This window comes from Shewanella psychropiezotolerans (assembly GCF_007197555.1).
Classification (GTDB): domain Bacteria; phylum Pseudomonadota; class Gammaproteobacteria; order Enterobacterales; family Shewanellaceae; genus Shewanella; species Shewanella psychropiezotolerans.
On record NZ_CP041614.1, the window covers coordinates 1588403 to 1603078 of the forward strand.

General features: G+C 45.3%; 13 protein-coding genes. 7 read left to right on the top strand and 6 right to left on the bottom strand.

All coding sequences use genetic code 11. From position 1 onward, the window contains the following. Window positions 1-37 precede the first annotated feature (37 nt). The 3 genes from FM037_RS07030 to FM037_RS07040 all read right to left on the bottom strand — a co-directional run bounded on the left by FM037_RS07030 (window position 38) and on the right by FM037_RS07040 (window position 5725). Entirely contained in the window at window positions 38-454 is a 417-nt protein-coding gene (locus tag FM037_RS07030; RefSeq protein ID WP_144045413.1) for a CBS domain-containing protein, read from the bottom strand. A gap of 87 nt (window positions 455-541) precedes the next feature. Beyond that, window positions 542-4231 carry a two-component regulator propeller domain-containing protein gene (locus FM037_RS07035; protein WP_144045414.1) on the bottom strand — a complete coding sequence of 1230 codons (3690 nt, stop codon included), beginning with the start codon at window positions 4229-4231 and terminating at the stop codon, window positions 542-544. Window positions 4232-4369: 138 nt separating this feature from the next. Beyond that, entirely contained in the window at window positions 4370-5725 is a 1356-nt protein-coding gene (locus FM037_RS07040) for a YjiH family protein (RefSeq protein ID WP_144045415.1), read from the bottom strand. A gap of 583 nt (window positions 5726-6308) precedes the next feature. Here FM037_RS07040 and FM037_RS07045 point away from each other — a divergent pair. Beyond that, a complete protein-coding gene (locus FM037_RS07045; protein WP_144045416.1) occupies window positions 6309-7097 on the top strand; it encodes a substrate-binding periplasmic protein in 789 nt (262 codons plus the stop codon). 80 nt (window positions 7098-7177) lie between these two features. Here FM037_RS07045 and FM037_RS07050 read toward each other — a convergent pair whose 3' ends face one another. Beyond that, window positions 7178-8722, bottom strand: coding sequence for a methyl-accepting chemotaxis protein (locus tag FM037_RS07050; protein WP_144045417.1), 1545 nt, complete (start codon window positions 8720-8722; stop codon window positions 7178-7180). 360 nt (window positions 8723-9082) lie between these two features. Between FM037_RS07050 and FM037_RS07055 the strand changes: the two genes are divergently transcribed. Beyond that, window positions 9083-9763, top strand: a complete 681-nt coding sequence (locus tag FM037_RS07055) for a DUF998 domain-containing protein (protein ID WP_144045418.1) — start codon at window positions 9083-9085, stop codon at window positions 9761-9763. A 136-nt stretch (window positions 9764-9899) separates the two neighbouring features. Here FM037_RS07055 and FM037_RS07060 read toward each other — a convergent pair whose 3' ends face one another. Further along, window positions 9900-10769: a U32 family peptidase gene (locus tag FM037_RS07060; protein WP_144045419.1), complete on the bottom strand. Its 870-nt coding sequence runs from the start codon at window positions 10767-10769 to the stop codon at window positions 9900-9902. Window positions 10770-10960: 191 nt separating this feature from the next. Continuing rightward, window positions 10961-11962 (bottom strand): ubiquinone anaerobic biosynthesis protein UbiU, encoded by a 1002-nt coding sequence (gene ubiU / locus FM037_RS07065; RefSeq protein WP_144045420.1) that lies wholly within the window; start codon window positions 11960-11962, stop codon window positions 10961-10963. Window positions 11963-12134: 172 nt separating this feature from the next. Here ubiU and ubiT point away from each other — a divergent pair, with 172 nt between their 5' ends. The 5 genes from ubiT to FM037_RS07090 all read left to right on the top strand — a co-directional run bounded on the left by ubiT (window position 12135) and on the right by FM037_RS07090 (window position 14618). Then, window positions 12135-12647 (top strand): ubiquinone anaerobic biosynthesis accessory factor UbiT, encoded by a 513-nt coding sequence (gene ubiT / locus FM037_RS07070; RefSeq protein ID WP_144045421.1) that lies wholly within the window; start codon window positions 12135-12137, stop codon window positions 12645-12647. Window positions 12648-13060: 413 nt separating this feature from the next. Further along, complete coding sequence (merR, locus tag FM037_RS07075) at window positions 13061-13459, top strand: Hg(II)-responsive transcriptional regulator (protein WP_144045422.1); 399 nt, start codon at window positions 13061-13063, stop codon at window positions 13457-13459. A 143-nt stretch (window positions 13460-13602) separates the two neighbouring features. Next, a complete protein-coding gene (locus tag FM037_RS07080; protein WP_144045423.1) occupies window positions 13603-13980 on the top strand; it encodes a mercuric transporter MerT family protein in 378 nt (125 codons plus the stop codon). A gap of 24 nt (window positions 13981-14004) precedes the next feature. After that, complete coding sequence (gene merP / locus FM037_RS07085) at window positions 14005-14385, top strand: mercury resistance system periplasmic binding protein MerP (RefSeq protein WP_407695635.1); 381 nt, start codon at window positions 14005-14007, stop codon at window positions 14383-14385. After that, complete coding sequence (locus tag FM037_RS07090) at window positions 14382-14618, top strand: GDCCVxC domain-containing (seleno)protein (RefSeq protein WP_144045424.1); 237 nt, start codon at window positions 14382-14384, stop codon at window positions 14616-14618. Before merP ends, FM037_RS07090 begins: the two co-directional genes overlap by 4 nt. Window positions 14619-14676 lie beyond the last annotated feature (58 nt).

The window sequence follows — 14676 nt, forward strand, 5'->3', positions numbered from 1 at the left end:
ATATAGGTCCTAGGAGCAAGTTCCTAGGACCTATCTCTTAGCTCGAAAAAGCTTTTAACAGATCTTTCCAGGTGATGATGCCCACAAGTTTTCCCTTATCTAAAACGGGTAATGAGCCTATACCATGCTCGAGTAGCAGCTTACTGGCCTGCTTGATGGTTTTATTTGGGGCTATGGTGACTGGTTTTCTTGTCATCACCTGATGAGCTCTTCTTTGCAGGGTTTCACTGTCGCGTTCGGTTTCGTTGATATTGCCTATATTAGGGCTCAACGCTCGTAGATAGTCGCGTTCAGACAGTATTCCCTGCAGTTCATCGTGTTCGATAACCAGTAGGTGATGGAAGGGCGCATTATCAAATATCTCTTTGGCCACTGTGAGCCTATCGTCCATCTCTATGGTGACGATGCGGGTGATCATGATCTCTGATACTCTTATATCCAGCTTTAAGTCCATATAAGCCTCCCTTCACAAAACATAAATGTGAGTGTTTACATATTTATAACAGTTACATAAGGTGGAGGGAAGTTAATCTTCTATGGGTTATACCAATGTACTCATAGGCAGTGAAATATTAAAAGTGCAGCCGGCACCGAGTTCCGAATGCAGGCGTATTTCCCCCTCTAGTTCCCGAGTCACTAAGTTATAGACGATATTCATGCCTAAACCACTGCCTCCCTTACCTCGCTTAGTGGTGAAGAAGGGATCGAATATCTGCTCTTGAACTGATGCAGACATACCACAACCATTATCTTGGTAGATCATCTCGATACCACTCTCAACCTTAATGACGTTGAGGGTTAATTTCCCTGAGTGACCGTCAGGAAAGCCATGTACGACCGAGTTATTGAACAAGTTACTGATGATTTGATAGAACACCCCTGGGCGGCTCTTAACCATGAGGTTATCGGGGCATTGATAGGAATACTGATGCCCGGTTCTCGACAGTAAAGGGTTTAGCGCGAGGAAGATCTCATCCAGGTAGACTTTTAAGTTGAACTCCTGAATATCTTCATGGGATTGATCCACCGAGACCTGTTTAAAACTCTTAATTAGCTTAGCTGCCCGGTCTAAATTGGAGAGTAAAAGTATCGAGGCCTCATAGACTTCATTTTGATATTGCTCAAAGTCTTCATGGGAGACATCGCCTTCGGTATACTTCTTGTTAAATACCTTCACGCTTTCTTGTAGATGAGATGCCGCTGTGACACTGATGCCTATTGGTGTATTGATCTCATGGGTGATACTGGCAACGAGTCCACCTAATGTGGCCATCTTCTCTTTGTTAATGAGCTCACTCTGAGTAAATTCGAGTTTTTCTAAGGCCTGCTTAAGTTCATCGTTGCTTTGTTGAAACTGTAGCGTTCTCCCCAGTACTCTTTTTTCTAAATCTTGATTCAAAGTGATGAGTTCTGCCTCAGTCTCCTTCTGTGATTGAATGTTCTTAATAGTGCCAGCTAGCCTGGTTGGAGCGCCCAGATTATCCCTGTCGATGACTTGACCTCGGTTCTGTACCCATAGCCAGTGGCCATTCATCATCTTGCCACGATAAATCATCTCGAACTTATCTATACCTTGATTTATACATGCATCCATTTTGGGTTTGATATCGACTAGATCGTCAGGGTGAATACAGGTTTTCAGCGTCTCTTGCAGGTGAGTTTCATTGCTTGGATAATTGAGAAAAGTATTGGTGCGTACCACCTTGCTATTTTTTACATCCCAATCCCAGAACTCATCTCCGCTGCCCCACAATGAGAGTTGTAGTCTCTGCTCACTCTTCTCTTTATCTCGAAGTAAACGTGCCTGCTGATTGAACTTATTCACTCTTGAGTAAAATGTCATTGAAAATATTGAGATTAGTGCCAGCGAATATAGCGCATAAGCCCACCACGATCGCCAAGGGGAGGGCAGAATTTTTACGTTTACTTGTCTGACCGGACTAGATTGGCCATTAATGTCTTTAGCTTTCAGGAGGAAAATATAGGCACCAGCAGCTAAACCCGTGAAATGGACCGATTGATCTTTATTGGTGGCTAGCCATTTGTCATGCAGGCCTATCATCCTATATTCATAACTTAAGCGGGTGGCCCGGTGAAGCTCAGGACTATGAAAATGAAACGTGAATAGGTCATCTTCATAGGTTAAGGTTAACTTAGTTTCTTGGGCTATTGGTGAATGCTGTATACGAGCAGGGTCTGTTGAGCTTCTCACCGAGAGGCGATTAATTACCGGTTTTCTTGGTGCTGGTAATTTGGGAAGTTGAGAGGCAAAGAAATAATTAAAACCATTGATTCCTCCAAGGTAAACACGATTGTCATCGTCGATAAAACCTGCCCCATAATTAAATTCATTATCCTGCAGACCATCAATAATGGTGTAGTTTTTTATATTGAAATTCTGGGTGTTTAATTGGCTTAGACCTGATGAAGTACCAATCCAGAGTCGCTGCTGTTTATCTAAGATGGTGAGGTAGGCCGTATCGCCTATGAGGCCATTATCCATGTTGAACACTTGGCTTTCATATGTGATGGGATCGAAAGAGAAAACCCCTTCGGTAGACCCAAGCCAAAGCAGGCCGGTATCGCTTTCAAACAGAGCCAATAGATGCCTGTTGGGGATGGGGGATTCTGTGTCAGTGCTGAAATGGGTGAATTTTCCTTCCGGGGATAGTTTACTTAAACCTGCGGTATATGAAGCAAACCAATAATTATTCGCTTTATCTTGTATCACCGCATTAACTTCGTTACTCGCTATGGAGTTTGCGTCATCCCGCTTATGTTTATATTGGGTAAAGCCATGCTCTTCGTCTATATACTTAGCGACTCCGGCATTGCGGGTTGTGAGCCAGGCATTGTCTTGATGATCGAAGTATATGCTCAATACCAGATCGCTTGGCAGGCCATTGGGGTTATTAGGCTCATGCTTATAATGCACATAACTTTGCTTATCTGCAGTGAAGATGAATAAGCCTTCACCTCGGGTGCCGACCCAAAACCTATCTTGTTTATCTTCTATGATAAAACTGATAAAACTCTGGGAGAGCCTAGATCCTGGCACCTCGAATAACTCGAAGCCAGTGATCTTTTTGTGCTTATTTTCTTGTGCACGATAGAGCCCCATAGACGTACCAATCCAGAGTTGCTGATGCCTGTCTCTGTAAATACTCCTGATATTACCGTTGTGTAGATTATTATCAGTGAAACTGAAGGGATGTATATGGCCGAAGGTTTCGGCTTCGAGATAGATCTTATTGAGCCCACCTCCTTGGGTGCCAATCCAGAGCTGATTCTCACTATCTAAGCTTAAGGCTGTCACTATCGGGCTACTCAAACTATATGCCTTGTCTGGGTCGCTGATGAAATATTGGATTGTTTTGTTCTGAGGTGAGTATCTGGCTAACCCGACGGATTCTACTCCAAGCCAAAGTTTACCGAATCTGCCTTGTTGTATATTGGTTATTTTTCTTCCTCTGAGACTAGACGCAGACGTGATCTCTTTTAGTGAACCTGTATAGATATCGAATAAGTATAACCCTTTGCTTTTCGTTCCAATCCACAGGGTATTGCTGTGTCCTACTTCGAGGCTGGTGATGCTATCCATGATTTTAGATTGAATATTGGGGTAATCAATCACTTCACCCTTGCTATTTATCTGGGATAGGCCTTTGTCTGTGATTAACCATAGCCTGTCGAACTTATCGACGAAGACTTGTTTGACATGATTGCTGTTGAGCTGATCACTCGCTTGGCGATAATGTTTGATAATTTCATTGCTTGCTGGAGAGTATCGGATCAGTCCTATTGAGTTCGTTGCTAGCCATAAATTTCCTTGGCCATCTTGGCCTATGTCTGTATACATCGCCTTGGGGAGTAGGGTATTTTCACTGTTGTAAGATTTAAAGGTGTCGGTCGACGCCTGATAAAGATTTAATCCATCACTTTTGGTGAGTAACCAAAGTTGTTTTTTTCTGCCGAAGAATAGTTTTTTTATGTGTTTTTCGGTTGGACCGCGATTATCACCGGTCACCCGATAGATTTTAAATTGTTCTCCGTCAAACCGATTTAACCCATCTTGGGTCGCGACCCACAGGTAGCCAGCATCATCAGTAGCGATATCTGTGACTGTATTCATGGACAAGCCATGCTTAGCTTCATAAAAGTCGAATTTGACTGGGCTGGCCCAGGCAAGATTCGCCACGAGTAAGAAAGACAGAAAGGTAAGACTTCTCATTATACTGAGTTTAGGGTTCTATAAGTGATTTAGTCTTTAAGTTTAGAAGCTAACAATAAAAGTGCGTACAAGAGGGGCAATAAAAAATAGACAAAAAAAAAGAGTGGCAAAGCCACTCTTTTTTTGGGAGGAGGTAACTTAGAATATCAGATGCGCTACACCAGCAATGATAGGCAGAGTGACCAGAGTACGCAGGATAAATACCACGAAAAGCTCGAAAATGTTGATTGGGATCTTGCTGCCCATCAATAGCGCGCCAACTTCACTCATGTAGATAAGCTGAGTCACAGACAATGCGGCAATGATGAAACGTGTCATATCCGACTCGATTGAGCTAGCAAGAATCGAAGGGATAAACATATCGGCAAAACCGACCACTATGGTTTTGGATGCTTCGGCCGCTTCAGGGACCTGTAACAGCTCTAAAAGCGGGATAAAAGGCATACCTAAATACTGAAATACTGGTGTATATTCCGCGATAATCAAGGCAATAGTGCCGATCCCCATGACAACAGGAATAACGCCAAACACCATGTCGATGACATTCTTTATGCCATCTGTAAATGTCTGCTTGATACCGTTGGCTTGTCCAGCTTTGGCGAGAGCCTGTTCTAAGCCCCAGGAAAATACACCGTGTCCCTGTGGGATCACTTCATCATCTGGGTGTCTTGGGGTGTTGTCGATATAGTTATCTTTCTTCCAACGCAGGGGAGGGAGTTTAGGGACGATAATCGCAGCCAAGATGCCTGCTAAACAAACGGTTAAGTAGAAAGGCACAAACATATGCTCGAGTCTGACCTGAGAGATTACTACCAGGGAGAAGGTAATTGACACCGCAGAGAAAGTGGTGCCAATAACCGCGGCTTCTCTCTGAGTATATAAACGCTTCTCATATTGCTTACTGGTCATTAAGATGGCGACGCTGCCATCACCTAACCAAGATGCCATACAGTCGACGGCGCTACGTCCTGGCAAGTTAAATACTGGACGCATTATTTTAGTTAATAACGTGCCGATAAATTCGAGTAAACCAAAATTCATCAGTAACGGCAGTAACATACCTGCGAAAATGAACACACTAAATAGTGATGGCAAGAGGTCATTTAAGATCAGCGCACCAGTATCACCAGATGTGATCGCTTCAGGACCCACACCGAAGAAGGTCATCACTACGAATATGGCGCCAAGTAAGCGAACAACCAGCCAGGCTGGCGTGACATTGAGCAGTGAGTTGAAGAATGCATGATTGATGATCATCGCAGGCTTAAACAGTTTAGTGATCACACTCGCCGTGGTTGTTATCGCGATAATCGCGGTGACTATGGCTGTGATCGTGTCACCAAGTAGGCTCTGTAGCCCCTTAGATACGATAGCGATTGGGATAGTGATAGCGTCGTTATAACTGATAGGCGTCATAAACAACAGTAGACCTATCAATGACGGAATAATAAACGTCAATATCGTTTTTATGTTATGGGTTTGTTTTTCAGCCACTTTTTTTACCCTAAATTACCGTTTTGGCACAATTGCAATAAGTTAACATTTCATCCGATTTGAAATTAATTTTGAATATCCATTCAAATCGAGGGAGGCAAGATTACCCCCTTAAATCCTGTATGTAAAACGATTCTCAGGCTTGATGGGATTAATCACCGTTAAAGCATAGTTATTACACCTTTCTGAGTATTTATATCTTAGTGAAATAGACAAGAATACATGATGTATGTTTTTGGTTTTACTATGGTTAATTTTTGTGGTTGCAAGTGTTTCGCTTGTGTTTCTTTTATGTGTTTGGTGGCGTTTTTGCAAAGGAAATCGACGTGCTCATGGAGTCACGCCGCTATTGTTCGAGGTGATAAAGCAAGGTTAGCCGAAAGTCTCTTTCATGCTCTTGGCTTTGTCGGCATTCATCTTCAGTTCGAGTGCCTAAGCTTCGGGGGATTGATATGAATGACACTGCCACCTCTAATGATAATTATTCTGTCAGTTAGCATTAAGGCATTATTGTCAGTGATGGCTAAACTTGATAGATAAAAGGTGGCGCCATCTACACGTTAATGAATAAGGAGAGGAGTAGATGAAACTCAAACTTAGGATCCTAGCGCTAATAACTTTACTTATTCCCTCATATCTTTTCAGTGTCGAGCAACCCCTATCTATCGCCTTTGTTGAGTATCCTCCTTATCATTTCACTTCAGGTGATGGCGTTGAAGGGATATCGATTCGCATAATAGAGGAGGCTTTTAGACGAACTGAGATCCCTATTGAGTTCAATGTCATGCCTTGGAGCCGTGCATTGATCTGGCTCAGACTTGGTAAGATTGATGGCATGGTAGGGGTATTTATTCGTCCAGAGCGACTGGAGTATATTGACTACAGTAAGCTTCCACTCTCGAAGGCACAGATACACCTGTTCGTTACTGAGGGCTCAAATATTGAATATAGCGAAGATCTGACTAAGCTTAGTCACTTTCGCTTCGGGGTAAAAAAAGACTTTAGTTACGGACCTTATTTTGATGATTTAGTCGCCCAGAATAAGCTCACTAAACTCACTTATGAAGTGGATATACCGCAACTACTAGTGAAACTATGTACCGGGGTCACTGATATCATGGTTGGGGAGAGGCGTAATAGTGAGTATGTGTTTAACCAGCTAATCAAAGAAACCTACCCGCAGTTGACACGCTGTAAAAAAATTATAGCGTTAACCCCAGCTATAGATGCAAGGCTTGCTTATTTGGCATTCTCTAAACAAAATCAACTTACCGATATTCGTGATAGGTTTGATGAGGCGATGAACTCAATGAAACAGGACGGTAGCCTTAATAGGATTATTCAATCTTATGACCCTCAACTAAGCAATTAACCTGGCAAGCCTCCACACCACTTGGTCATAGTAAAAGGGCAAGTTTTAAAGCTTAACTTGCCCTTTTACTAATCAACTAACTAACCGAAAGTATCTCTCATGCCCTTGGCTTTGTCGGCATTGATCTTCAGTTCGAGTACCGATGCTTCGACGGTTTGCACGGCGCGTAAGTTATCGTTACTGGCTAGGCTGATAGCGGCAATATTTTGATTGATCTCATCGACCACCTGCTTTTGCTGATCTGCGGCTACCGAGTTTTGCTGTGCCAGTGAGTGTATGGTGCTGATTGCCTGATAGATAGTATCTATCTTCTGTGCCGATGCTTGGGTATCGGTGGCACACAACTCGGCTTGAGCCCGGCTCAAATCCATCTGACCGGCCCAGCTGGTTATCATGGCGAACATCTTATCGACGCTGTGGGAGATACTGTTAGTCGATTCTTGTGTGCGTTTCGACAGGGCTCTGACTTCATCGGCGACCACGGCAAAACCTCGTCCCTGTTCGCCGGCGCGCGCAGCTTCTATGGCGGCATTGAGCGCCAGCAAGTTTGTTTGCTCGGCGATGGCATCAATTTCTGACATGGCTGAAGCCACTTGTTCGGCTTCCTTGTTGAGTAAGTGTGCGTTAGCCGCCGCTTCAGTTACTGCTTGGGTGAGTGAGGCAATATTACTGGTATTAGATTGCATCTTGATGCGGCTGTCATGACACAGCTGATAGGTTTCGTCGATGCTGTTCGAGGTCGATTGAGTATTGAGTGCCACCTCGGCTATGGTTGAACCCATCTCCTCCATGGCGCTGGCTATCTGCTCCACTTGCTGACTCTCATGTTCTAAACCTGCATGGGTTTGATTCGCTGCGACGATGAGCTCATCGGCTATTTCATCGATATGTTTGGCATTGTCTTGAGAGCGTCCCAAGACCCCCTGTAGTTTTGCTTTTTGCATCAACATCTGAAAGTCGAGTAGGGAGGAAGTATCGCGGCCGCAATAGACGAAGCGGCTCACGGAATCATAGTCTTGCTTCATCTTCATTAATTTAGCGGGGATTCTGAAGGCTTCGTCGTAGAAGATGGCTAAGTTGAGACCCATGAGCAGCGCGCCAGCTAGAATGATGCCCCAACCCCAGAGAGCCCCCGCCACAGCCAGGCCTGAGGTGGCACAGATTGCGGATAAGATGCGTTTTTGATTTAAACTCAGGGGATCGGAGACGGTTTTTCCCTGATTGAGGCGAGTGTAGATCTGCAGGGCTCTGGTGATAAGCTCATCAGAAGCTTTTATGCGAACCGATTGATAACCTATTATCTCGCCTTTCTCAACCAGAGGAGAGACGAAAGCATCGACCCAGTAATAGGAACCATCCTTACAGCGGTTCTTGACCACGCCCCGCCAAGGTTGACCCAACTTGAGTTTATTCCACAGTTCTTTAAAGGCGGCAGCCGGCATGTCTTGATGCCTGACTAGATTGTGGCTATGGCCGATCAGTTCTGATTCCCTGAAGCCGGAGATATCGATAAAAGTTTGGTTTACGTAGGTAATGACCCCACGTCTGTCTGTATTTGAGATCAGTTCTTCACCAGCTGCGAGTTTTATCTCTCGGCTGGTGGTTCTTGTAAGGTGATTTTTCATGCTACTTTCCGTTCAAAACTGCGAGATCCGTATCAGATTTTTTGTCGGTCATTATTTTTATTAATAAACTATACCGCTTATGTGTTTGTTTTGTTTGCATTTTATCAGGTTTCTCTTTATGGGGGATAATTTTGTCATAGAGAGTTACTATCAAATAATCGCCTAAAACCATGCAGTAATAAAGATGATCTGTCGGACGGTTGATTTAATTTAGACTATGATATCTAAGGAGTTATACCTTTTCTTGTAAATAAAGCGACCGTTCTCGATTTAAATGGCTAAAAATCAGTGCTAGACCTCTTTAATCAATTCTGCTTCCATGTATGTTAAGGGAGTGTGAGATGGGTGAACTAAGGAAAAATGGCAGAGAAGAGCAGAAAGCTATCCAGTTTAGCGTTTAAGTTTGGTGTACTTGGGAGTGTCGGTTTAATTATCGGCACTGTGTTATCTGTGATTGGATTTCAGGACTTTGAGGGGCATGGCTTTAATTTTCTCAACCACACGCTCAGTGAGCTGGGGCACTATGGTCATTCTAAATTTGCCGTGGTTATCAATGGCGGGCTATTTTTTGGTAGTTTAAGTCTGATTATGTTTTGTCTTTTCTCTATCCAGCTTATGGATAATAGAGCCCTATATCCATTATTAATTGCACTCGTTTGTACGTTTATTTCACTGGCAGCTGCGGGGTTATTTCCTGTTAATGTGTACCATCTGCACACAGCGGCATTAAAGTACTTTTTTTATTCAGGGGTAGTGAGCTCATTCCTCTACCTTATTTATATTCTGATGAGGGGCAGGCTCTTCTATTCTCGCTGGAATGCACTCACAGGTATTTTGACCTTCATCAGTTTCTTAAGCTTTCTATTGTTTCCCCATAAACCTTTGGGGTTAACGACCGCAGGTAGACCCTTTTATCAGGAGATGGTGATGAGCTTGCCCAGACCGGATATCTGGTGGCCTGCGACGTTGGAGTGGATCTGTATTGGGTTATTTATGCTCTGGACCTTAGGCCTGGTCACTAGCTTAAGGTCCAGAGGATGATTTAGTCGCTCGAAGGCTTGAAGGCTTGTAACCTTCCAGTCTTATAGCTTTCTTATCTGGTCTTGTGCCTTACAGCTAAAAACTGGATTCCGGCCATAGGTATGCGGAATGACGTATAGTTTTTTGTGTGTCTGCTTTAAACAGTGCTGAAGCCCGCTTCCTGGTGCCAGTAACCGTTGCAACTGAGCTCAGAGCCGCTCTTTTCTTGTTGCACGTGCAGCTGATGCTCGTCATCAAATAGTTTATCCGCAAGCTCGACACTTCCCATGCCCGAGGGAGAAAGCCTGAAATAATCTATACCCATTTTTTCCATATCGGCTTTTTCTGACGAGAGATCTATGCAGGCCGCGGACTGAGTCTGTATGCCGTTGAGGCGTAACAGGGGCTCCGATTCCTGAGTCTGAGCTAGCAGTCCCTTAGGATTTGAGATACAGATGGTCTGACACTTATCTTTGGTCAGTCCCTTGTGTCTGGCGGTAAAGCAGCGCGCCGAGAGAGCTAGGGGCATAAAGCCATGGCCAAACACCTCGATTTCGAAAGCGGGTGCTTCGATTGAGATAACTTTGTCGAGCCAATGTTTAGAGAGTTCCACCGGCATGACGAAACGCTGCATGCCCCAGCTATGTAGTTTCTTCAAGCTGGCTAAGTTGTAGTTATTGACCGTGGGACCACAGATAAAGGGCAAACCCAGCTCTTTGGCCGCCTGTACCGCGCCCATGTCGTTGGCTTCGATGGTAAACTCACCATTGTCGACCTGTTTCTTCAGTTCGGTATATTCAGATGGTGCTTCCAGCAGTGCCAGAGTAGAGAGTACCACCTCTTTTCCCGAGGCTTTGAGCATACGAGCTAAGTCCATATAATCAGTAAACTTAAGCTCCCGGCGGCGACTGCATATGGTCTCGCCCAGATACACCAGTGGGATTTGGCTATCGGCAACGGATTGATAAAATTCGATAACCTTCTCTTTCGGCCAACAATATAATAATGGCCCGAGTGATACTTTCATCTGTTTTCCTATGTGGTATGACATCTGCCAGACTGCCTGATATTCAGGTCTTATTGCCACCAGTGTTCATGGTTTGGCCATGGCACCTTGCAGTTTCATCGCGTGTTTTCTTGAATGCTTGCTTGAATCTTAACTTAAATGCTTAACGCATAAGGTCAATTCAAAGGTAATCGTAGAGGTATTGGCTAAGGTTATTGCCAAGTGCGCTCATAGGCGCCTAATGTGGTGGTTTGCCCCTCTGAGACCTTAGATAGCGCTCTGTTCCATTCATCTTGGGTTTGATATTGGTCCGGGTTATCGAGATAGGTATCGATGGCACGTCGCCACACCGAGGTGACTTGCTCTACGTAAGCCGGGCTGCGTTGTCGGCCCTCAATTTTTAAAGACACCACTTTTGCTTTGGCGAGCTCAGGGAGTAGGCTTAATGTATTTAAACTTGTGGGCGACTCGAGCAGGTATGTCGGCTCACTGTTATCCTGTGTGGTATATCGCCCCTTGCAGACCACGGGGTAACCCATCTGTTCGTCTATGGAGGATTTATCAATAAGGACCTCGTTGAGGCGTGTCAATCGGGTGCCATCTTTCTCCTGCCAGCGAACGTGCTTAGCCGGTGAACAGGAGCCACCTGTGTTGGGTGACTGGCCAGTCACATAAGAGGAGAGGTGGCAGCGGCCTTCGGCCATGATGCAGAGGCTGCCAAAAGCAAACACTTCCAAATCCACCGGAGTGACCTTAGAGAGATCTCTCACCTGTTTCATCGATAAGACCCTGGGCAATACGGCGCGCTCTATGTTGAACTCTTCCTTGTAGAGCTTCAATGCACCCAAGTTGGTGGCACTGGCCTGCACAGATAGATGCAGTGGCAGGTGAGGGTAGTGGCTGTGGGCATAGTCCAGCAATGAAAGGTCGGCCATGATCAAGGCATCGATCCCGGTATTGGCTGCAATATCGACCGCTTCGTACCAACGTTTCTCCTCTCCGGGTTTGGGAAAGGTGTTGATGGTCAGGAAGATCTTCTTTCCCCGCTTCTTAGTGTATTCGGCTGCTTGCTGAAGTTTTTTCGGGGTAAAGTTGAGACCCGCGAAGGATCTGGCATTGGTGTCATTCTTTAAACCTAGGTAGACGGCATCGGCCCCTGCATTGAGTGCAGTTTTCAGCGATGCTAAATTACCTGCCGGACACAGCAGTTCCATATTCTTACTCCAAGGTGCTCCCAAAAATCGAAAAGTGAGTGTAAAAGGGATTGGCTATCCAATACTTGATGTAAAACAGGTTTGTGATCATAAAATATGGGTAAAATCGTTTTCTTTTTGACTCTCCTGCTGTAGGCAGAGTGTTATATAGGCTATCGGATACCAGATTAATATGCAGATACCACTTTCAGGTAATATCGCCAAGCAACTCCTCAATCTTGCGCCTAAGCTTATGCGCCAACCATTGGCTATGGTGCCATTCAAGTTGAAGGCCGATGTGTTAGTTCGCCTGCTGAGATTAATGCTCAAGCAGCAGGGGGAAGATGAAGAGTTGGAATTTTTATCTGGACGTTGGGTGGCTATTCATGTTGAGGACATGGGATTGGAGTTTGAAGTCAGCTATGACTCTCGTTGGTTGGTACGCCCAAGAACCGATGCACAAGTGGTGTTTACGGGACATTCGAAAGAACTGCTCCTGATCGCGGCGGGGAAAGAAGATCCCGATACGCTTTTTTTCCAGCGTAAGTTGTCCATCGAAGGCGACACCGAGCTGGGATTAGAGGTGAAGAACCTGCTGCTCAGCGTCGAGTTCGATACCTTACCATCACCGATCAGGCACAGTATTGAAAAGCTGGCACTGGTTATCCGCCAGCTGCAGATTAAGGCCGAACCTGAGATGGCGTAAGTATAACGAGTGTCAAATGGCATAAATGTGAAGCTTATTGCTGAGCTCTAGGGAGCTGGGTATTATACCATTCCGAGTAAGTATCTGATCATTCAGCGGGAGTTCAAAGCGCTGCAGGCAAGGCGGATGTTTGAAGCTAATAGTTATTCTCGGCAACAAGCTCCTGCGTTGCTCTACCCCCTGCATCCATGCAGTCGTATATCGAGAACATTCAACGTAGCATAAAGTGTTTTGAACCCCGCACTACGTGAGGCTCTCAGTGTTTCCACTTCTGTGTTGCATTGATTCTAAAGGGAATAACTATTTCGTCATCAATGTGCCTTGAATTGAAAAAACTGAGAGTCTCTGAATTGACCACATACTTATATGGAATGGTATTATAGGGGTAACCACAAACGTTATCCCGAGGCCATATGTTTACTATTGGACAACTCGCTAAAGCCGCCGAGGTTAATGTTGAAACGGTGCGCTATTATGAAAGACAAGGCTTGATAAAGCAGCCACCTAAACCCGTTCAGGGTTATCGACGTTACCCACAAGATGCCCTGCTCAGGCTGATGTTTATCCGTCGTGCCCAAGGACTGGGTTTTACGCTCAATGAGATCGCTTCCTTGATCTCCTTGAGCGCGGGACACTGCAGCGATATTCAGCTACTGGCCGAGAAGAAGCTACTAGCGGTGCGGGCAAAGATAGACGATCTGCAACGACTGGAGCACAGTTTGGCCAATCTGGTCGATGAGTGTCGCCATAATCCCGATGAAGCCTGCTGCCCCATCATCAGCTCCTTGGTTCCCGAGCATAGCACTTCTTAAAACTCGCTATGGCATCTTAAAACTAGCCATAGCACCTCTAAAACGAATTTTAGTACTCGTCTATTGACTCCGTATCTAGGTACAGGCTTTACACTCTGAATATAATCACACTTCCTTGTGGATAGACTTGATAACTAGAGCCTATGAATACTGAGACAGATGATAAAACCTTGAAAACAGACTCTCCTGCCTGGCCTATGGTGGGTGGAGTGTTGGCCGCTATAGGTGCCAGCCTATGTTGCGCCGGTCCTTTCGTGTTGCTTATGCTGGGGATCAGTGGCTCATGGATTAGCACCTTAGCGGCATTTGATCCCTTAAGGCCTTACTTTATTGCCCTTGTCGTCGGCCTGTTTCTTTGGGCGGGCTGGAAAGTTTATCGCCCGCTAGATCTGTGTAGCGCTGACGGGGTCTGCTCGGTACCAGATAATCGCCGCCGCTCTAAGGTCGTGTTCTGGCTGACGAGCCTTATCGCCGCCATTTTGGTCTCGAGCCCCTATTGGCTGGTTTGGCTGATGGCATAATTTTGATTGGATCTGGAGAAAGAGATGAAACCACGGATATTGATGAGTAAAAAGAGCACTGCTACCACTGTTATGTCCCTCGTACTGCTGGCCTCAGCACTGGGCATCATGCCTACAACGGCTCTGGCCGAGACCCGCAGTGTTAACTTAATGGTGCCAACGATGGATTGTGGCATGTGTCCCATCACAGTGCGTAAGGCATTGGAAAATCTCGATGGTGTGGAGCAGGCTAAGGTAGATTTTGGCGATAAGACAGCCTGGGTTATCTTCGATGATGACAAGGTTAGCGTGGAGCGTTTGATGGAGGCGACCAAAGATGCAGGTTATCCCTCCGAAGTTATAGAAGCGCGTAAAAACAATGACAGTAAAGAACACAGTAACGTTAATAAAGGGAATGAGTCATGACTGATAAGGTGATTTTGGAGTCGGTATTAACCTGTCCTGAGTGCGGTAATAGCAAGATGGAGACCATGCCAACCAATGCCTGCCAATGGTTCTATGAATGTGAGCGATGTCATAGCCTGTTAAAACCTAAGACCGGAGACTGCTGCGTGTATTGCTCCTACGGCTCAGTGCCTTGCCCACCGATCCAGCTGGCACCGGCTCAGAAAGGCAAGGGTGCTTGTTGTAGCGTTTGACTCGTGCTTCTTTCTATTTGGCTTACTTTTAATGACATGAAACGGATTAAAATAGATC

What these genes read in the sequence shown, in the direction of transcription:
- FM037_RS07030 (WP_144045413.1), bottom strand. Translation starts at nt 454, where the DNA reads ATGGACTTAAAGCTGGATATAAGAGTATCAGAGATCATGATCACCCGC.
- FM037_RS07035 (WP_144045414.1), bottom strand. Translation starts at nt 4,231, where the DNA reads ATGAGAAGTCTTACCTTTCTGTCTTTCTTACTCGTGGCGAATCTTGCC.
- FM037_RS07045 (WP_144045416.1), top strand. Translation starts at nt 6,309, where the DNA reads ATGAAACTCAAACTTAGGATCCTAGCGCTAATAACTTTACTTATTCCC.
- FM037_RS07050 (WP_144045417.1), bottom strand. Translation starts at nt 8,722, where the DNA reads ATGAAAAATCACCTTACAAGAACCACCAGCCGAGAGATAAAACTCGCA.
- FM037_RS07055 (WP_144045418.1), top strand. Translation starts at nt 9,083, where the DNA reads ATGGCAGAGAAGAGCAGAAAGCTATCCAGTTTAGCGTTTAAGTTTGGT.
- FM037_RS07060 (WP_144045419.1), bottom strand. Translation starts at nt 10,769, where the DNA reads ATGAAAGTATCACTCGGGCCATTATTATATTGTTGGCCGAAAGAGAAG.
- ubiU (WP_144045420.1), bottom strand. Translation starts at nt 11,962, where the DNA reads ATGGAACTGCTGTGTCCGGCAGGTAATTTAGCATCGCTGAAAACTGCA.
- ubiT (WP_144045421.1), top strand. Translation starts at nt 12,135, where the DNA reads ATGCAGATACCACTTTCAGGTAATATCGCCAAGCAACTCCTCAATCTT.
- merR (WP_144045422.1), top strand. Translation starts at nt 13,061, where the DNA reads ATGTTTACTATTGGACAACTCGCTAAAGCCGCCGAGGTTAATGTTGAA.
- FM037_RS07080 (WP_144045423.1), top strand. Translation starts at nt 13,603, where the DNA reads ATGAATACTGAGACAGATGATAAAACCTTGAAAACAGACTCTCCTGCC.
- merP (WP_407695635.1), top strand. Translation starts at nt 14,005, where the DNA reads ATGAAACCACGGATATTGATGAGTAAAAAGAGCACTGCTACCACTGTT.
- FM037_RS07090 (WP_144045424.1), top strand. Translation starts at nt 14,382, where the DNA reads ATGACTGATAAGGTGATTTTGGAGTCGGTATTAACCTGTCCTGAGTGC.